This is a genomic window from Candidatus Binataceae bacterium (assembly GCA_035308025.1).
Lineage (GTDB): Bacteria > Desulfobacterota > Binatia > Binatales > Binataceae > JAJPHI01.
In genome coordinates, this window is the sequence record DATGHL010000027.1 from 31965 (window position 1) to 51203 (window position 19239).

Below are 19239 nucleotides of genomic sequence, written 5' to 3' on the forward strand. Positions count from 1 at the left end.
GCAAAGTTTCCCGCGCGCTACTTGATCGCGACCGCGTTGGGCGGTGACGCGATGCCGCCGTTCAGATGCAGCGGTACCGAGACCAGCATGAATTCGTAACGCTTATCCTCGGCGCAATCGCTCGCTAACTGATCGAGCACGAACTGTTCGCCGAGCGGCAGGCCCAGCAGCGAAAGCGTGCGGTAGTGCAGCGCGCCATCGTCTTTGAAATCCCACGGCCACGGCTCGACCGCCGGGCAATCGGTGCCGATCGCCGCCACGCAGTTGTCCCACAGCCAGCCGACCAGTTCGCGGCTCTTGTCGATGCCGCAGGCCTTGAGCGCATTGAGCGGCGCCATCGTGCGCTTGGCCTCGGGCGACGCCTTCAGGTAGGCGCCCATCCAGCCGGTCCGCACCAGCACGATCGAACCGGGCTTGAGCTCAGTCTTTTGCGCCCGCAGCGCGTTCTTCAGATCATCGAGAGTATAGGTTTCGCTCTCGAGCGGATTGACTGGCCGCCCGGCCTCGGCACGATCGCGGAAGGCGTCGATCAGCACGCCGCGGCCGACGAAGCGATCGGCCCAGTTGTGGATCCCTAGCTTGTTGCCACCCTTGATTTGAGCTTCGGTCACGCCATTGTAAAAGGCCTGCGCGCGCTGATTGCCGACATGGCCGAGGCCATCCCATTGGCTGCCTTCCTGCGTGTTGTAGCTGTCGAGAACGTCGTCAAAGCCGAGCAGCCCATAGCTCTCGAAACTCTTTTTCGTATGCTTCACCGGCTCGCGGTCGAACAGCGGTGGCGAGGCGTAATTCAGCGGCGTGTCGAGCCGGAAGACGCGGCCCTTGCGCACCAGTCCCGCAGCTTCGACCACGCCGTCAGCCGTGAGAAAGTTCACGCAGCCGACCTCGTCATCGTCGCCGAAGACGCCCCAGTTTGAATCCGGCGGCGCGCCCTCGCGTATAGGCAATTGCGAGAACTTGGGAATTTTTTTGAAATCGATTGTGGCCATCGCGCATGCTCCCTTGTCGGCAGTCCGGCTCAATCCCGCAGGTCGGGATGCCGAGACGCTCGTATTGCGAGAGCACGCCACGGCTGCTGCCGGATTGTCAAGCGAACCTCGCAATTTCCCTCCGGCCGAGATTGAATATAGTAGGTTGAGTCCGGCCGTCAGTAGTTTGGCAAAATCCGGAAAAATAAGGTCCTTTATGCTTGGAGAGTGCGGGCGCATGGTGAAGAATTTTGGCGTCATCTTTCGAGGCCGCGCTCGGGTCGCGGCGACGCTCACAATCGTGATGGCGCTCGCGGCAGGATGTGGTGGACGCACATTCTTTTCCGGCACGACCAGCTCATCGAGCGGCGGTGGGGGTGGCGGCGGCGGCACCGGCACGACGCGCTCGGTCTATGTCACCAATTTCGCCGACGGCAAGTTATCCGCGCTCAGCAATTCTTCCGGCGTACCGGCGAACCCCAGGACGATCAGAAGCGGGAAAGCAGGCGGACCGCTCGGGCTCGCCGCCATCCCTTCAAAAGCATTGTACGTGGCCAACAGCGCCGACAACGAGGTCCACGAATTCGCTCTCACCTCCAACGGCAATCTGAGCGCGCTCGGCACCATCACGGCCGGGACCAATCCACAGCAGGTCCTCGTCACGACTGACGGAACCGCCGCGTATGCGATCAACTCCAGCGGGTCGATTTCGCAATACATCGTCAACGCCAGCGGCGCTCTGACCGCCAACACACCCGCCTCCACCACCAGCAATCTGACCACTCCGATCAGCGGCGTCCTCTCAAGCTCAACCGCCTATATCACCGATCAGGGCGGCGGCGGCGTGGTCTCAGCCTTTGCGATCAACACTGATGGAACTCTCGGGACCCTGCTCAGCAGCACCCTGACCCTGGGCATCGCTGGGGGTAAGCCGGCCCAGATCACGATGGACACGACCGGAAGTTGGGTTTTTGTCGCCGACGCAACTAGCGGCGTGGTCTCGGTTTTTGCGATTCAGTCGAACGGCTCCCTGTTGCTGAATTCTCAAACCACGGCGCTGGGCGTAGCCGCCGCCGGTCTGGTCTTCGCAGTGACGCCGAACGGCAACGCCTTTCTCTACGTCGCAACTCCGAGCCTTAATGCAGTTCAGATTTATGCGTTCGCCGCCGGCATCCTGACCTTTTCGACCTCGGCCACGGGATTCGCTGCGCCGATCGGCCTCGCGGTCGATAACGCACTGAGCGCGGCTAACCTCTTCGTCACCAACTCAGGTAGCGGCACGGTGACGGGCTTGAGCATCGACTCAACCACCGGCCTCCTGGCCTCGGTTGGCTCCTCGGCGACCGAGAACCCCTCGAACGGCGCCAGCTCGCCGCAGTTCATTGTAGTCACGAGCTGAACCGCCGCCGCGCCTGGATTGAAGGCTGATTCTCGAACCGTCGCGGGATCTACTTGTGCAACTTCAAAAGCAGCTCGCGCAATTTGGCCGGATTCACCGGCTTCTTGAAGATGGCGCCGGTTACGCCTTCCAGGCGGCTGCGCTTGATGATGTGATCCTTGTCGTAATAGTAGGCGGTCATGAGGATCACCGGCAGCTTGGGCAATTCTTCCTTGACCTTCAGGTAGAACTCGTAACCGTCCATCTCGGGCATGACGACATCCGAGATCACCGCGTCAACCTTGACGTTGCGGATGATCCCGAAGGCGGCACTCGGCCGCGTCGCGGTGTGGACGACACAGCGCTCGGCGCGCAGCACGTCGGCCAACGACGTAACCACGGTGACGTCGTCGTCGAGCACCAGCACGGACATGCCGGTCAGGGGCCAGTCGGCGCGATGCGCCACATTGCCGTTGACCGCGCCGTTTTTTTCCGGCCTCTCCGACTTTTCTGACTTTTCAGAACGTTCCCCGAGGTCGGTCATCCGGCGTCCCTGAATATAGTCGGTGGTGATGTAGTCGCCCTTGCGCGCCATTTCGTCGAGCCGCCGGACGCTGGCCTGCACTCTTTCGATCCCGCGGCGAATGGAGTCGAGCCGCGCATTCTCGGTCACCATCTCGGAGGGGCTCAGATGAGATTCGGCGCAACCCGCGAGCAGGTCGAGATTGTTGATAATCGATTCGAGCGGATTGTTGATCTCATGCGCCAGACTCACGGCGATTTCGCCGGCCGTCAGTAACTGATCGTGACGCCGCATCTGGCGGATATCGCGCGCAAAGCCGATCGAGCCGACCTCAGCGCCTTGGTCATCATAAATCAGCGAGCCGGAAATCGCCGCGGGAAAATGCATCCCGTCCTTGTCGCACAATACGGTCTCGAAGCTCGCGATCCGCCCGCCGTCGGGCGAATCCCGCAGCGCCTTCATAACCCGGCGCGCCTCCTCGAGAGACGCGTAGATCCGTGAAATCTTCTGCCCGATGATCTCATCGGCGGTGTAGCGCAGATTCTTTCGCGCGCCGTCGTTGTAGTAGATAACCGTCCCCGAGCGATCGACTGCAATAACGATATCGGGCGAGCTTTCAACCAGCCGCCTTAAATGGCTTTCGTCAAGCGTGAACATCAAAAAAGTCACTCACTTGCGCGCCGCAAGCTTCACGGCCGCACAGGCTATAAACCTTCAATCGAATTCTGACTTGGAGCCGCGCATCCCAGACTTCATCTCCATGCCCCCCAAACCTCAAGTGCGCGATGGGTCTCCCTTGACTGACCGGCCCATACCTGAGGCTACCCTAACGCTCTCAGGGCGCTCGCGGCAAGACGGTGTTGCACGAGCTGTCAACCGGATCGCTGCCAAAGCGATCGAATAAATAAAATGGATGGTCGCTACGTCAAATGTCCTGCGCGGCTGACACGCAATGCCGCAACGCGGTGATTTGCCATCAAAAAGTCGGCGCTGTGCTGGAGCATGTTGCTAAGGGACAATCCTTGCACCTAGAATCCTCGTAGGGGTGAATTGTAGATGCCATCGGGGCTGACATTCAGCGCGCTCGCGAGTAGCGACTATGTACTCTCGAGCGCCGAAAACTTCGTGCTCTATGTGCTGCTCGAGGCGGTCGCCGGGGCCGGCGGCAGCGGTGCGGGGGCGCGCCTGCCGCTTAATCTCGGCATCGTGCTCGATCGTTCGGGCTCGATGTACGACGAACGGCGCCTCGAATTCGTCACCGAGGCGGTCAAGTTCCTCTCCGAAAACGTTGCGCCCGAGGACAAAATCGCCGTGGTCGCCTTCGCCGACTCGGCGCGCGTTATCGTTCAACCTGATCAGATTCACGACAAATCGGCGGTGCGCCGCGCCCTCGATGAAATCGACATGCTCGAGATCGGCGGCGGCACCCAGATGGCGCTCGGGATGCGCGCAGCGATCGAAGAAGTCAAAAAGAATTTTGCCCCCAACCGGCTCAATCGCGTGCTGGTCCTCACCGACGGGCAGACCTACGAGGAGACCGCCTGTATCGACCTGGCCAACCAGAATCGCGAGCAGATTTCCTTCTCCGCGATGGGCGTCGGGGTCGAGTTCAACGAAAAACTGCTGATGCGGATTGCGCAGGATTCCCACGGCAAGTATCACTTTATCGGGGACGCCGCAGAGATCCCGGGCATCTTCGAGGACGAGTTGCAGGGACTGCGCGCGGTCAGCATCCGCAACGGCAAAATCGATCTGATGCTGGCCCAAGGCGTGCAGATTCGCGAGGCCTTCCGCGCCAGTCCGGAAATCTACGCGCTCGGCGCGCCGCTAGTTGACGAACGCAAAGTTGCCTACGAGATTGGCGACCTGGAGGCGGGAACGCCGGGCTCAGCGCTGCTGACCCTCGTTCTGCCGCCGCGGCGGCCCGGGCCGGTGCGCATCGCCCAATCAACCTTTCATTACGAGCTGCCCGGCGCCGGCGCGGGCGAAACCAGCCTGGACGTGACGGTCGAGTACACGCTCGATCGCACACTGACCAGCAAGCGCAACGGTCGCGTCATGAACCTGGTGGATCAGGTCTCGATCGCCAAGCTGCAGGCGCGCGCCGAGGAAGAGTTGAAACTCGGCAATGTCGATCGCGCAACGCGGCTGTTGGGCAATGCCATCCAGGGCACGCAGCGTCTCGGCAATGTCAAGGCGACTCAGGCGCTCGCGGGTCTGATGGATCAGGTCAAGAAGACGCAAACGCTTCAGGGCAAAGCCGCCAAGACCACGCTGTTGCAGGCGCAGGCGGTCGTCAGAAAAACTCAGATGCTCGATCCGGAGGCGTTGAAAGCGTTGCAAAAGGACGAATAGCTGTGCCATCTGGTTGCGGCGCGCGGCGGGAATAGACCTGCCAGTAGGCGGGTATGAGAGGTGTGGAAAGAACATGATCAAATGCGGTGAGTGCGGCTACGAGAACATGGACGGTCTGGACTACTGCGACGGCTGCGGGGCCAAGCTCGGCGCGGCGGCGGCAACACCCTCGCCCTCGGCCAACGGCGGCGAGGGGCCCTCGGCGCTTGCCGAAGCGCCAGTAGTGCCGCCCGTTAGCGAACCTGCACTGGCCGCGTCGGAGCCCGCGGCGACAGCCCCCGAAGCTACTACGCCATCAAAAGCGCCGACCGGCGAGATGACGGCCCCCAGTCCCACCCCCGCAGCGGCTGCCGCGCCCGCGCCCTTCAAGGCCAAACTCTCGATCACCCGCGGCGGCCGGCGGAATCAGGAATTCGAGCTCGAAACCGGCAATAATCTGGTCGGACGCTGGGATCCGGAGACCGGATCGTTCCCGGAAGTCGATCTCGACGCCGACGACACCGAGGCCAAAATTTCGCGCAAGCACGCGCTGATCCGGCTCGACGGCGGCAAGATCACAATCGAAGATATCGGCAGTCTCAACGGCACGTATGTTAACCGCCAGCCGCGACTGCAGCCGGGTAATCCAACCGAACTCAAAGATGGCGACGAAGTAATTATCGGCAAGACGTTCCTGAAACTGACGATCAGTCCGATTTCTTAGAGCACCGCGTTCGGCTGATCGCGATTCGACGCAATGGGCTCGCGCCGTGAACAGTGTACAGCCGCGATGAAGCCCGGTGAGCCGCTGCCGTCCAATCATCTGCTCGACGGCCGCTATCGCATCCACAAAATTCTTGGTCAGGGCGGAATGGGGCGAGTCTATCTCGCCAACGACACGCGGCTGGCCAATCGTCCGGTTGCAGCCAAGGAGATGGTGCTGGGCGACGGTATAGCCGAGAAAAAAGCGATCGACGATTTCAAACGCGAGGCCAGCGTACTCGCGACGGTGTCGCATCCGAGTATCCCGCAGGTGATCGATTTTTTCACTGAAGGCGGACGTCACTACCTGGTGATGGAGTACGTCGCGGGGGGGGATTTGCAGCATCGGCTCGACGCTTTAGGACCGCGGGCGCGGATTCCGGAGGCGCAGGTCACCGGCTGGGCGCGCGAGATTCTCGAGGTCCTATACTTCCTGCACAGTCAGAAGCCGCCGCTGGTGTACCGCGATCTGAAGCCGGGCAATATCATGATAGATCAGCGGGGTCATGCGATGCTGATCGATTTTGGGATCGCGCGGTTTTTGCCGCCGGGCGGACACGGTACGCAGATCGGATCGGTAGGCTACGCGCCACCCGAACAGTACCTAGGTAAGATGGAGCCGCGCTCGGACCTCTACGGCCTAGCGGCGACCATGCATCATCTGTTGACCGGTCGCGATCCGCAGCTTGAGCCGCCCTTCAGCTTCCCGCCGGTACGCGAGCTCGCTCCGGAGGTCTCCGAGGCGACGGCGGCGGTGGTGATGCGGGCGCTCGACCAAAATATCGAAAAGCGGCCGCGTTCGGCGCAGGAGATGCGCGATTTGCTTCCGGCGACGGCGGCGGGCAAACCCGCGTCCGCCAGCATTGGCGTCGCAGACGGCAATGGCCGGGGCGGCGCGCAGATGGCCACGATCGTGCTCGATCGGCCGCAGGCGGCGGCGCGCGCCGCGACCCCGCGCTCACTCGTGATGCCGGCGGCCAAGCCCAAAACGGCGCGGGGTGATACGCAACGGAGCCTGAATCTGCCGGTCAAGAATATGTCGGTCAGTAATCCGCCGGCCGGGCTGACGCCGGCACGGTCGGGCGCGTCGGCCACCGCGAAGACTCGAGACTTAGGGCTGAAGGCGCAAGCGCCGCAGATCGTCAAACCCGCATCCGCGAACAAGCCGCAATCGCCGCGAGTCGTCAAAGCTGCTGCTGTATCGAGCAGGGCGAAGACGCCGGCGCGGCTGACGCCGCCGGACCTTCGTGTGGGTGTGCCTGTGCCTGTCCCGGCGCGGGCGGCGCTCGGGTCAACGATTGTGGCGACGGTGGAAGCCGGCGCTGCGCCAACGCGCATCGGCAATGGCGGGTCGCGAAATGCGATCGAACTGGAGCCGGGGAGCGTGGCGGCTGGGGCTTGGCTCGCGACAAGCGGCGACGCGATCCGTTTTAGTCTGACCGGAAGCCGGGTGGTGATCGGGCGCAACGTGAGCGGCCTCGCCGGCTCTGCGAGCAACGGGAGGCGCGGCGCTGATTATGACGACGTCGATGTCGACCTGTCGCGGCTGCCGCGCGGCGGCGATCGCGTCTCGCATCGCCACGCCGAGATTATCCGGCAGGGCGCCGATTATTTCATTCGCGATCTGGGCAGCCTCAACGGCACCTACGTGGCTGGGCGGGGACGGCTCGGGCGCGATCAGCTTTACAAGCTGCGCGATCGTGACGAAATTGTGCTGGGCGGCGCCAAGCTCGAGTTCAGGAAGAGCTGAGGAGACGGGCAGGAAAAATGATAATCTGTCCGCAATGCGGTGAGGAGTCGGCAGAGGGGACAAAATTCTGCGAGCGCTGCGGGCAGGGTCTCGCGGCCACCGTCGCGCGTCCGCCGACGCCCAAAATCGCGCCGCTGGCGGCCGGCACGGAGCTCCTCCATGGCTATCGGATCGTCAAGCTGATCAGCCAAAGCTCGCAGGAGAATCGCTACAAGGCGGAGCGTGCGGGCGCGCATGGCCGCGAGATTTTTCAACTGCGCGAGCAGCTCGGCGCGGTCAGTGAAGCGCTCACTGAGGAAGTTTCGAGTCATGAAGGGGCTGGGTCGGAAATTCAGGTGGAGCAGGATCCGGCGGGGCCGCGGGCGAAGACCGCCGATCTGAAGCTCCGTCCGCGCGCGTCCGCGGCGAACGGGAGCGGCGCGGCGGCGCCGGCGACGATCATGCCTGGCGCCGCCACGCCAACCGCCATCACGCCGGCGCCCGCGACAAATGCTGCGGCCGCGGTCGGCGGCGCGCAAGAAGAATATTCCGGCCACGACTCGACGGTCGAAGTTATCGACGCCGCGAATGCGATTGCAACGCGGGCCGTCGAACCTGCTCCGGCTGTGGTCGCCGCGCCGGATCTGGCTACGGCGCCGGATACGATTGCGGATACGGTCGAGGCGTCGCCGCAAGCGCAGCGCCCGCAACATATCGAGAGCCATACTGAAGACCTGGGCGAGACCTTCGGGCGGGTCCGCGCGCTCTCACTGACGCTGAACCATCCGGCGATCTACCGGGCGACTGACGGCTTCGCGGAGAGTGGAAGAGTCTATCTCGCCTATCCGGACGAGCAGCTCACGCCGCTGGCGAATCGTGCGGGCGGATTGCGGCTGACGGAGAACGAGGCGCTGAGCGTGGCGATCCAGCTCTGCCAGGCGGTGGCGTTTATTCATCGGCGCGGGCTGAGGGTCAACGACCTTTGCCCGGAAGCGATCGCGCTTAGCGCCGGCGGACGGGTCAAGCTGCTCGGACTCGATTACGTGAGCAACGACAACGAACTGCAGAGTGCGCCGATTTTCAACGACGGCTATACGGCGCCGGAAATCTATCGCGGCAAGAAGGCCGACAAGCGCGCCGACGTGTTTGCGATCGGCGCGGTGCTTTACACCTGTTTGACCGGCGAGCGGTTGGAAGCGGAGAGCTGGCGCGAGGAGGCCGGGGAGGTGCGCTTTTACCCGCCGCACGTGGTGACGCCGGCGCTCGAGAGTGTCGTGCGCCGCGCGCTCAGCTTCGATCCACAGACGCGCTGGGCGAGCGTCGAGGCGCTCAAGGCCGAGCTGGTGAAGCTGGCGGGCGTGGTCGAAGTCCGCGCGGCGGCGCTGACGGACGTTGGCAAAGTGCGGGAACTTAACGAAGACGCGGTGCTGACCGCGGAATATCGGCGGGACTCGCAGATCGAGCCGGCGACCAGCCTGCTCTACGTAATCGCGGACGGGATGGGCGGCGCGGAGGCCGGCGAAATCGCCAGCGCGATCGCCGTCGGGACGGTACGGGAATTCGTTGAAGCGCGCCTGGGCAGCTTCGGGGTGACCGAACTCGGCAGCTTGATCGAGCAGGCGCTCGAAGAGGCGAATCGGAAGATCCTGGAATACCAGAGGGTTCATGTGGAGGCGCGCGGGATGGGCTCGACCGGGGTCGGCCTGGTGATCGTCCCGCCCGACGCGGCGATGGCGTGGGTGGGCGATAGCCGCGCCTATCTGAGCGAACCGTCGGGTCTGCGCCAGCTCAGCAAGGATCATTCCCTGGTGCAGCGATTGATCGAAATCGGTCAGATCACGGCCGTCGAGGCGCGCACTCACGAGCACAAGAACGTGATCACGCGTTCGCTGGGGGCGCGGCCGAACGGACCGGCGGGGGTGGAAACGGTCGCCTTTCGGCTCAAGCGGGAGGATCGGCTGATTCTGTGCAGCGACGGGTTGACGGTGCACGTGACGGATGCGCAAATTCAGGAGATTGTGCGGCGTCATCAGGAGCCGGCGGCGGCGGCGCGCGAGCTAATCGCCGCGGCGCTGGCGGGCGGCGGCACGGACAATATCTCCGTGATCGCGATTTTCGCGGGCTAGCGATGCCGGATTCGCCTAAACCGCCGGAGAGTGCGGCGCTGCCCGGCCCGTTGACGGCGGGAACGCTGCTGCAACGGCGCTACCTGGTCGATCGGCTGCTGGGCGGCGGCGGCATGGGGATGGTCTATCTGGCGCGCGACCAGCGGCTCTCGAACCGGCTCTGCGCGATCAAGGAGATGGTCGATCACTTTATCGATCCGCAGCAGCGGATCGAGGCCAACGAATATTTCGCGCGCGAGGCCGATACGCTGGCGCAGCTCAAGCATCCGGCGATTCCGGCGGTGAGCGATCGCTTCGACCATCTGAATCGCCACTACCTGGTGATGGAGTACGTCGAGGGGCGCAACCTTGAAGAAGAGCTGGCGGTGCGGGGCGGCCCGCTGCCCGAGGGTCTGATCCTGGATATCGCGCGGCAGCTCTGCGAGGTGCTGGGCTATCTGCACGGACTGCATCCGCCGGTGATCTATCGCGACATGAAGCCGTCGAACGTGATGCTGACGGCCGAGGGGCGGGCGGTGCTGGTGGATTTCGGGATCGCGCGGCTGTTCAAGGCGCAGGGCAAGGGGACGATGATCGGGACGCTGGGCTTTGCGCCGCCGGAGCAGTACCAGGGGGTGGCGGATCCGCGCAGCGATATCTACTCGCTGGGCGCGACGCTGCACTACGTCCTGACCGGGCGCGATCCGGAGAAGTTTCCGCCGTTCAGCTTTCCGCCGGTGCGCGAGCTGCGGCCGGACGCGGCGCGGAACCTGGCTGGCGCGATCGACCACGCGCTGGCGTATGAGATGAGCAGGCGGCCCGCCACGATTTTGGAATTTCGCGACATGCTGCTCTACGGACGGGGCCTGGAGGCCGCGGCCGCGCAGGCGAGCGCGAAGAGCGGGACGGCCGACCTGAGCTTTCCCGCGCCGCCGCTGGAGACGGAGGCGATCGCCTATCAGCCGCGGCGGCGACGCAGCCGGCGGCGCTCGCTCGCGGTGTTTGCAGTCTTCGCGCTTTTGCTTGGCGCGCTGGCTTTCGGCGCGACCTATGTTTACCAAGATCCGCAAATGCAGGCGCGGCTGGGCCTCACGCCGTTGATCAATCAACTGCCGTGGAAGCACGCCGAACTGCTGGCCGCCGCGCGGGCTAATCCGCTGGAGTTCGAGCAGATGACGCTGGCGCTCTCAACCCGCGCGGGAACTCCGCTGGGCGCGCCGCGCGCGAATTTCACCGATGTCGAGCTGATCACGAACCCGTATTTGAAGTGGCAGGCGTCGTTTAAGAACGGGCTGGCGGGACTGGACAGTCAGAGCAGCAAAGTCGAGGCGCGCTTTTACGATCCGAGCGGAACGCAGATTACCTCGAGCTCTTCTGATGAACGCTTTGTCGGCCCGATGCAGGAGACCGTGGACCTGGGCGGCGTGGCGCTGGTGCCGAATACGGGCGCGATCAAGGGCGGCGATTATCGGATTGCGCTGTATGACGCCGACGACAAATTGCTTGGCGAGCAGCGCTTTACGGTCAGCGAAGATCTCGCGGCCAAGGCGGCCGCGCTGCGGGCGAAGGCGGAGGCGCATACGGCGGCGGCCACGCGCGACGAGGAGAGCCGGCGCCTCGCGCTGCTGCAGGCGCGGATGCGCCAGCCGTTGCAGCTTGAAAGTATCGAATTTCTCAACACCACCAAGGACGGCACCGCGCTGTCGGCGCCGTCGAACGTCTTCACGGTGTCGAAAGTGCTGTTCGTGGGCTGGCGCACGGCGTTTCAAAATCGGCTGTACGGACTCAACGAGGGTCAGTACAAGGTGGATGCGGCGTACCTGGCCCCGGACGGCAGCACGCTGGGCAGCGTCGACGACATCCAGGCGGTCGCGCGCGATCAGTCACGCGTGGTCTTCAGCGGGCGGGTCGGCAATGCGGCGGGCGGGGCTTTTTTGCCCGGCCGCTACACGGTGAATTTCTATCTGAACAACCATCTGTTCGCGCAGCGGTCGTTTCGGATCGAGGCCGACACGGCGAGCGCGCCTTATGGGGGCGGGGGAAGCTACGGCGGCAGCGCAGGCTATGGCGCCGGTGGGGGCGGAAGTTACGGCGGCGGCGGAAGTTATGGAGGCGGGGGCGGCGGCGGCGCGCCCGGTTCCGGCGTGCCGAGCGTGGCGAGCGGCTCGATCCAGGGGATTGGCGGTAACCGCAGCGCGGGCCTCGAGCTGCGTTTGCGGCCGCAGCCCAACGGCTTCCTGCATGGCGATTTGGTGGTGAATCTGGCGGGCTATGGCACGACCCCGTTGCAGGGCTTTGTGCGCGGCGATCAACTGGTTTTTACCGTGCCCTACGGGGCCGAAACCTTTGACTTCACCGGCACGCTGCTGGGTGATTCGATGACGGGAACTTTCGACTCGGCCTCGGGCGAACACGGGACCTGGTCGGCGCGGAGCAACTAGGGACTTGTGGGAAGCTAAAGGATCCGCGATTCTTCGCTACGCTCAGAATGACACTGCTACTTTTTGTATTATGAACTTTTGTTTTGCCATTCTGCGATACGCCGAGGAATGAAATACGCTGAAAGCCAAGTGCTGATAGCGACGAGGCGGGAGAGATGACGGCAAGCGAGCAGAAAGAGCGTGCGCGGCGCTTTCTCGAAAATTTCAATCACGCCGATGCGGTGGTTTTCGCCGAGCTGATCAGCGAGAATTTCAGCTTCGCGATCATGTCGGGGCTCACCGAATTTCCGCCGATCGTGGGACGGCAGAACTTCGCCGAGAGCGAGAGCGCGGCGCTCAAGCGGCTCTTTCCCGAGGGGCTGCGGCTCAAGCTCGGGACGATTATCAGCGAAGGTCCGCACGTCTTTGCGCTGGCGGAAGCTGATACAATCGGGATCAAGGGGCGTCCGTACCGGCAGCGCTACGCCTTTTACCTGCGCTTCGAGGGCGAGCTGATCGCGGAGGGGCGCGAGTATAACGATACGAACCTGGTGCGTGAAGTTTTTCTGACCTAGGAGTTTCTCGCAAAGACCGGGCGGCGCGTGAACGGCGTCGCGCGTGAGGCCGTCTGCAAGCAGTTATGGCGATCAACGTTTCACGGGAAAAGTTGCTGTTTTATGCAGCCGCCGGCGGGTTGGGCGGGCTGGGCGCGTGGGGCGCCGCGGAGCCCTTTCTCGGCATCCATAATGTGTACGCCCGCGACCTCGTGCTGGGTGGACTGATCGGGCTGTTTATCGCGGCCTTTCTCGCTTCGATTGAGGCGCTGAGCGTCGGGCAGTTCCGGCAGGCAATGCGCGGCGCGCAGTTCGGAATCATTATCGGCGCGCTCGGCGGCGGGCTTGGCCTGCTGATCGCGGAAGTGGCCTTCGATCTGTTTCACGGGCTGGTCGGGCGCGTCGTGGGCTGGGCGGTGCTGGGGCTGATCGTCGGGCTGGGGGTCGGCGGCGCGACGCGCTCGAGTGATCGGCGGCGCAACGGCGCGCTTGGCGGACTGCTGGGCGGGGCGATCGGCGGGCTGTGCTATGAAGAGGTCACGGCGGCGCTGCCGCAGACGCTCGGGCGGATGATCGCGATCATCGTGCTGGGCGCGCTAATCGGCTTTTTCATCGGCCTGGTCGGGGAGATCCTCAAGCGCGCGTGGCTGATGGTCGTGCGCAGCCAGAGCCGCAATGCGCTCGAGGGGCGCGAGTATCCGCTGCTCAAGGCGGTGACGGTTATCGGACGCGCCGAAGAGAGCGACATTGGGCTGTTCGGCGATCAGGCGGTGCGGGCTCATCATGCGGTTATCCGGCACGAAGGTCGCAGCTTCTACGTCAGCGCGACGGGCGGCGGGCAGGTGCTGGTGAATCGTGCGCCGGTCGGCGGGCGCTGCGAGCTCAAGAGCGGTGATCGCGTCGAGATCGGGGGAACATTGTTCTTGTTCCGCGAGCGCACGCAGGCCGCGCGCGGTTGAGCATCGGGACGTGCGGGCGCGGTGGCTCGGCGCGATCCTGCGGCTAAGCGCCGCGCTGTGCGTAATCGCCGCGGGATGCGCGTCGAATCAGGCGGCGAGTCCGCTCGCGGCAAACTCGGTGGAGAGCGTCCAGTACTTTCCGTTTCAGGTAAAGGGTTACGAGAATACGTATCCGAAGCGGCAGGTCGCGGTCGTGGCGGTGGTAGACGCGCGCGACTTCAAGGACGCCGGCGCGGGCGGCCACGAGCCTTTCGAGGGGCACCCGGCGATCGGGACGGTCTTCGCCGCGGATGGGCAGGTCGCGCAGCGGCTCTATGGGCCGGCGCTCGGCGATCTGTTCGCGGGGGCGATCGCGCAAGCGGGACAGGAGGCCGGGATGAGCGCGACGGTCTCGCCGACGCCGCTCAAGGCGGAGCTTGCGGCGCGCAAGGCCGACTACGTGATCAGCGCGAGGGTAAAGCGCTGCTGGGTCACAAAGCATCGCGGGCCGGACGGCTGGGCGGGCCCGTCGTGGCGCACGGAGGCGGTCGTCGCGCTCAGCGTCACGATCTACAAGCCGCCGTTCGAGGTGGCCTTCTGGCAGGGCGACAGCGCGTCGAGGTATGACGATCCGCCGGTGGGCGGCGGGGCCGGCGGGGACGAGACCGGGATTTACGATCAGCCGGGCGAAGTGCTGTCGGTGGCCCTGACGCGCGCGGTCGCCGGGCTGTTTCGACAAGACGATCTGCGCACGCTGATCGCGCAGGATCCGATAAAACCAAAATTCTGAACGCAGCCGGCAGACTTCCTTCGGCTTCGCTCAGGACAGGCTGCCTGCTCGCGGCGCTTTCGGCTTCGCCAGTGGTGCATTAAATTTGCGAGCGGTCGGCTTTCGCGACTTTCGCCGGTCGCATAGCCTTAAGTTATCCCCAAACTTGCTTGCCGGATCTGTCGATGAATGCTGAACCCATGCCCGCGCCGCGCGATGTTCCCTGTATCCTGACGATCTTTGGCGGGGCCGGCGACTTGAGTCACAAGAAGCTGCTGCCAGCGCTCTACAATCTATCGCTCGAAGGGGGTTTGCCGGAGCATTTTACGATCGTGGGCTTCTCGATGGAGAAGCTGGACGACGAGAGCTATCGCAAGTTTGCCAACGACGGGATTCAGCACTTTTCACGCCAGCCCTTGACCGACGAGGGCTGGAAACGCTTCGCGCCGATGCTGCATTTCGTCTCGGGCGGCTTCGACGACGCGGCCGCCTATGCGCGGTTAAAGGAGCGGCTCGGGCAGCTCGACGGTGAACACGGCACGGCCGGCAACCGGATTTTCTATTTTGCGGTGCCGCCGCAATTTATCGATACCTGCTCGACGGGGTTGACCGCCGCCGGGCTGACGAAGCCGACGGAGGGGGATCATTCGTTTACGCGGGTGGTGATCGAGAAGCCGATCGGGCACGACCTCGCCAGCGCGCGCGAAATCAACAACCGGCTCGCCCGCCACTTCACCGAGAACCAGATCTTCCGCATCGACCATTACCTCGGCAAGGAGACGGTCGAAAACCTGATGGTGCTGCGCTTCGCCAACGCGATCTTCGAGCCGGTCTGGACTTCACGCTTTATCGATCACGTGCAGATAACGGTGGCCGAAGACGAGGGCGTCGGTACGCGCGCCGATTATTACGATCACGCGGGCGCGCTGCGCGACATGGTGCAGAGCCATATTCTGCAGGTGCTGTGCATGATCGCGATGGAGCCGCCGCGGTCGACGGCGCCCGACACCGTGCGCGACGCCAAGCTCGACGTCATCCGCTCGCTGCGGCCGTTTGACGCCGCGGACGTCGATCGCTGGATCGTGCGGGCACAATATGACGAGGGTCTGGTCGGGGGTGAGAAGGTGAAAGGCTACCTGGAGGAGGAGCATATCCCGCCGGACTCGACGACCGAGACTTTCGTCGCGCTTAAGTGTTACGTCGAGAATTGGCGCTGGGCGGGCGTCCCGTTCTATATCCGCACCGGCAAGCGGCTGCCCAAGCGGAGCAGCGAGATCGCGGTTTGTTTCAAAGGCGTGCCGCGCATCCTGTACAATGCCCGGCCCGCACCGCCGCTGGCGTCTAACGTGCTGTCACTGCGGATCCAGCCTGACCAGGGGCTTTCGCTCAACATTATCTCGAAATTACCGGGGGCGGCGCTGCGGCTGGCGCCGGTCAAGGTGGATTTTCACTACGCGACGACCACGCCTGAGGCTTACGAGACGCTCCTGCGCGACGTGATTATCGGCGATCAGACGCTCTTCATGCGGCGGGACACGGTCGAAGCAGCCTGGAGCTTTATTCAGAATATACTTGACGCCTGGAAGAACTCGGCGGTGCCCTTGGCGCGCTATGCGGCGGGCTCGTGGGGGCCGACGGAGGCGGCGCTGATGATCGCGCAGGATGGCCGGGCGTGGCGCACGCTCTGAGATTATTGTCGGCCAAATAGCACTATGACCGCATCGACGATTCTCGCCGGCGACGTGGGCGGGACGAAAATCCATCTCGGGCTCTACCGCGCCGACGGCGGCGCGCTCGCGATGCTCGCCGATCGTCAATTCCGGACGCGTGAATGGGCGAGTCTGGAAGCGCCGCTGACGACTTTTCTCCAGGGTCGAGGCAAGATCGACGCGGCCTGCTTCGGGATTCCGGCCGCAGTGATCGACGGCGTTGGGCGGCCGGTGAATATCCCATGGGCGATGAGCGAAGCGTCGATTGCACAGCTTCTCGCCGGGACGCCGACGCGGCTGCTGAACGATCTCGAAGCGACGGCATGGGGCACCCTGCGTCTGGAGGCCGGCGAGCTTGCGACGCTGCAGAGCGGCCGTTCGCCGAGTCGATCGGCGAACGTCGTGGTGATTGCCGCGGGCACCGGACTCGGCGAGGCCGGGATGGTCCGCACGAGCGCGGGCTGGCATGTAATCGCGTCGGAAGGCGGCCACGCTGACTTCGCGCCGCGCGGCGGGGAGCAGGAGCTGCTACTGAAGTTTCTCGAGCAGGAATTCGGCCATGTGAGTTTCGAGCGGCTGGTCTCGGGTCCGGGGCTGCATAATATCTACCGTTTTCTGCTGTCGCGCGGCGGCGAGCCCGAGCCGGAGTGGCTGGCGACGCGGATGCGTGCCGAGGATCCGTCCGCGGTAATCGGCGAGGCGGGCATCAAAGATCAGGAGCCGCGATGCGTTCGCGCGCTCGAGATCTTCGCCGCGATCTATGGCGCCGAGGCGGCTCATCTGGCATTGAAATACCTCGCACTGGGAGGCGTTTACGTCTGCGGCGGAATCGCGCCGAAGATTCTCCCGATCCTGCGCGGCGGCGGCTTTATCCGCGCGTTCCTCGACAAGGGGCGGCTGCGGTCGACGCTCGAACAAATTCCGGTGCGGGTCTCCTTGAATGAGAATACTGCGTTGATCGGCGCCGCGCACTTTGCCGCCGGGATGGTGTGAGCAGTGAAATCTGATTAGTAAAAAAAGACTGGGTAGCGAAAAGTGGAATAGTCATTCAACCGAGGCCGGGATCAACCTATCTCTATCGGAACTACCGGGAGTTGAGATTTCTATGTCAAGCGCACGCGTGAAAGAAATTCTGAGTTACTATGACTCCGAAAACGCCGGGGTGCGCGCGAACCTGGCGCGGATGCTGAATCATGGCAAGCTCGCCGGCAGCGGACGGCTGGTGATTCTGCCGGTCGATCAGGGTTTCGAGCACGGGCCGGCGCGGAGTTTCGCGCCGAATCCGCCCGCCTATAATCCGCTCTATCATTTCGAGTTGGCGATCGCAGCCGGCTGCAATGCGTACGCGGCGCCCCTGGGCTTCCTCGAAGCCGGCGCCACGCAGTTCGCCGGCGAGATTCCGCTGATTCTCAAGCTCAATAATCATGATCTGCTGCTCGACGAGCGTGATCCAATTTCCGCCGTCACCGGCAGCGTGCGCGACGCGCTGCGGCTCGGATGCGCTGCAGTCGGCTTCACGATCTACCCGGGTTCGGCGGTCCGCCGCGAGATGTACCAGCAGCTTCAGGGGATCGCCGAGGAGGCCAAGGCCCACGGGCTCGCCGTGGTGGTGTGGTCGTATCCGCGCGGTTCGGGACTCAGCAAGGAGGGCGAGACCGCGCTCGATGTCGTCGCCTACGCCGCGCAGATCGCGGCACAGCTCGGCGCGAACATTATCAAGGTCAAGATGCCGAGCGCGCGTCTCGAAGTGGCCGAAGCTAAAAAAGTCTATGAGGCTGCGCACATCCCGCTCGAGCCAATGGCGGAACGCGTGCGTCACGTCGTGCAGAGCTGCTTCGACGGCCGGCGCATCGTGATTTTTTCCGGCGGCGCGCGCGAGACCGACGAGGCTTTGCTCCAGGAGGTCACGGCGATCCACGCGGGCGGCGGCTTCGGCTCGATCATCGGGCGCAACTCCTTCCAGCGGCCTAAAGCGCAGGCGATCACATTGCTGCGCCGGATCATGGAGATCTACGCGACTTAAGCGAAATTGCGAGAATCACGCCAAAATTAGCTAAGGAGTTCGTCTATCAGATGCTTCATCCGTTCGCGTCCAGATTTCCTGAAAGTCTTGAAGGCACTTTTGCAAGGGTGCGTCCAAGGTCGATAATTTGAAATGGTCCTTTTGTAGATCGAGTACGTTGATAATCAGGTTATGGGCCGTGATTAGGGCGGTACTTGCGTCCTTCCTTTGGGCGCCCGAGTCGAAGCTGATAAGCGAGCCGCCTTCCTTTTCCGTGAGTCTTTTGAGAACAGCCGCTACGGTGCTGTGTGCTCGTTGCGTGGGAAGATAATACGCCTCAACAATTCGATCGCCCGTCGGACCAGTGGCTCGGGCCATGGAGACGAAATCCAGCTTGCTCCAAGTGTAATTAGGCCGCTTCGTTCCGCACTTTTTGCAATCCGTGACCATGAAGCGTGGGAGAGCCGCGTCCCGCCGGGATTTCAAATCCGTCAATTTCGCGTTATCCAGTGTTCCTTCAGGGAATACTTTCTCAATTGCTTGCGCCAGTCTGTATTGGTCAACCCAGTGGAAGTCTAAAAAATTGTCGATCTCAGCTGGATGGATACACAGGTAGCGAGCCGTCACCAAGCGCTCGTACATCCCTCGGAGCAACTTTGTCGCGCCGACACCGTAGCCGTTTGCGCAGAGTAAGAGCACCTCCATAAAATCCTCGACACACAATCTTCCGAGGTAAAAAATTATCACGTCGATCCGACATTTCGCCGTCTCCTTACGAACAAACGCAATCTCTAAGGCTGCTTTTAAACTGCTGAAGCGCTCTAGAAAAGGCCGATGGGTTTCCGCAAAATATGCTTGCTCAGTAGCACTACCGAAGGAGAAGTTTGGAGCATCGCTCATGGTCATTTAGACCCCGCGCTTTTGAATCTAGTGTTATTATAGGAGTGCGAGCGAGCACACAAAAATAGGGCAATCTCTGACAAGCGAGTTTTCCACCAAGGCTCATCTGCGGTATGCAAGTCTGACGCGCCGGACCAGATCGGCGTGA

At 63.3% G+C, this 19239-nt stretch carries 15 protein-coding genes; 12 read left to right on the plus strand and 3 right to left on the minus strand.

The annotated features are described in order from the left end of the window. Positions 1–17: 17 nt before the first annotated feature. A complete protein-coding gene (locus VKS22_07900; protein HLW70532.1) occupies positions 18–989 on the minus strand; it encodes a cyclase family protein in 972 nt (323 codons plus the stop codon). Between the two features lie 217 nt (positions 990–1206). Here VKS22_07900 and VKS22_07905 point away from each other — a divergent pair, with 217 nt between their 5' ends. Then, complete coding sequence (locus VKS22_07905) at positions 1207–2367, plus strand: beta-propeller fold lactonase family protein (protein HLW70533.1); 1161 nt, start codon at positions 1207–1209, stop codon at positions 2365–2367. A 49-nt stretch (positions 2368–2416) separates the two neighbouring features. On the opposite strand, the gene VKS22_07910 is transcribed toward VKS22_07905, so the two are convergent. Beyond that, the gene (locus tag VKS22_07910) at positions 2417–3526 is read right to left on the minus strand and encodes a PAS domain S-box protein (protein HLW70534.1); all 1110 of its coding nucleotides are present in this window, start codon (positions 3524–3526) and stop codon (positions 2417–2419) included. 399 nt (positions 3527–3925) lie between these two features. Here VKS22_07910 and VKS22_07915 point away from each other — a divergent pair, with 399 nt between their 5' ends. The 11 genes from VKS22_07915 (at position 3926) to VKS22_07965 (ending at position 18212) form a co-directional block, all read left to right on the plus strand. Beyond that, positions 3926–5224 (plus strand): VWA domain-containing protein, encoded by a 1299-nt coding sequence (locus VKS22_07915; GenBank protein ID HLW70535.1) that lies wholly within the window; start codon positions 3926–3928, stop codon positions 5222–5224. A 73-nt stretch (positions 5225–5297) separates the two neighbouring features. Beyond that, positions 5298–5927 (plus strand): FHA domain-containing protein, encoded by a 630-nt coding sequence (locus VKS22_07920; GenBank protein HLW70536.1) that lies wholly within the window; start codon positions 5298–5300, stop codon positions 5925–5927. A 66-nt stretch (positions 5928–5993) separates the two neighbouring features. Then, complete coding sequence (locus VKS22_07925; protein ID HLW70537.1) at positions 5994–7715, plus strand: protein kinase; 1722 nt, start codon at positions 5994–5996, stop codon at positions 7713–7715. A 17-nt stretch (positions 7716–7732) separates the two neighbouring features. Next, complete coding sequence (locus tag VKS22_07930) at positions 7733–9820, plus strand: protein phosphatase 2C domain-containing protein (protein HLW70538.1); 2088 nt, start codon at positions 7733–7735, stop codon at positions 9818–9820. Between the two features lie 2 nt (positions 9821–9822). Then, the gene (locus VKS22_07935) at positions 9823–12240 is read left to right on the plus strand and encodes a serine/threonine-protein kinase (GenBank protein ID HLW70539.1); all 2418 of its coding nucleotides are present in this window, start codon (positions 9823–9825) and stop codon (positions 12238–12240) included. 155 nt (positions 12241–12395) lie between these two features. Continuing rightward, on the plus strand, positions 12396–12794 hold the full coding sequence (locus tag VKS22_07940) for a nuclear transport factor 2 family protein (protein HLW70540.1): 399 nt from the start codon (positions 12396–12398) through the stop codon (positions 12792–12794). Positions 12795–12859: 65 nt separating this feature from the next. Further along, complete coding sequence (locus VKS22_07945) at positions 12860–13732, plus strand: FHA domain-containing protein (GenBank protein ID HLW70541.1); 873 nt, start codon at positions 12860–12862, stop codon at positions 13730–13732. Between the two features lie 10 nt (positions 13733–13742). Next, positions 13743–14501, plus strand: coding sequence for a hypothetical protein (locus VKS22_07950; GenBank protein ID HLW70542.1), 759 nt, complete (start codon positions 13743–13745; stop codon positions 14499–14501). 164 nt (positions 14502–14665) lie between these two features. Next, positions 14666–16168, plus strand: a complete 1503-nt coding sequence (zwf, locus tag VKS22_07955) for a glucose-6-phosphate dehydrogenase (protein ID HLW70543.1) — start codon at positions 14666–14668, stop codon at positions 16166–16168. Positions 16169–16192: 24 nt separating this feature from the next. Then, a complete protein-coding gene (gene glk / locus VKS22_07960; GenBank protein HLW70544.1) occupies positions 16193–17182 on the plus strand; it encodes a glucokinase in 990 nt (329 codons plus the stop codon). Between the two features lie 112 nt (positions 17183–17294). Beyond that, the gene (locus VKS22_07965) at positions 17295–18212 is read left to right on the plus strand and encodes a class I fructose-bisphosphate aldolase (GenBank protein HLW70545.1); all 918 of its coding nucleotides are present in this window, start codon (positions 17295–17297) and stop codon (positions 18210–18212) included. Between the two features lie 30 nt (positions 18213–18242). On the opposite strand, the gene VKS22_07970 is transcribed toward VKS22_07965, so the two are convergent. After that, positions 18243–19091 carry a DUF5677 domain-containing protein gene (locus tag VKS22_07970; protein ID HLW70546.1) on the minus strand — a complete coding sequence of 283 codons (849 nt, stop codon included), beginning with the start codon at positions 19089–19091 and terminating at the stop codon, positions 18243–18245. Positions 19092–19239 lie beyond the last annotated feature (148 nt).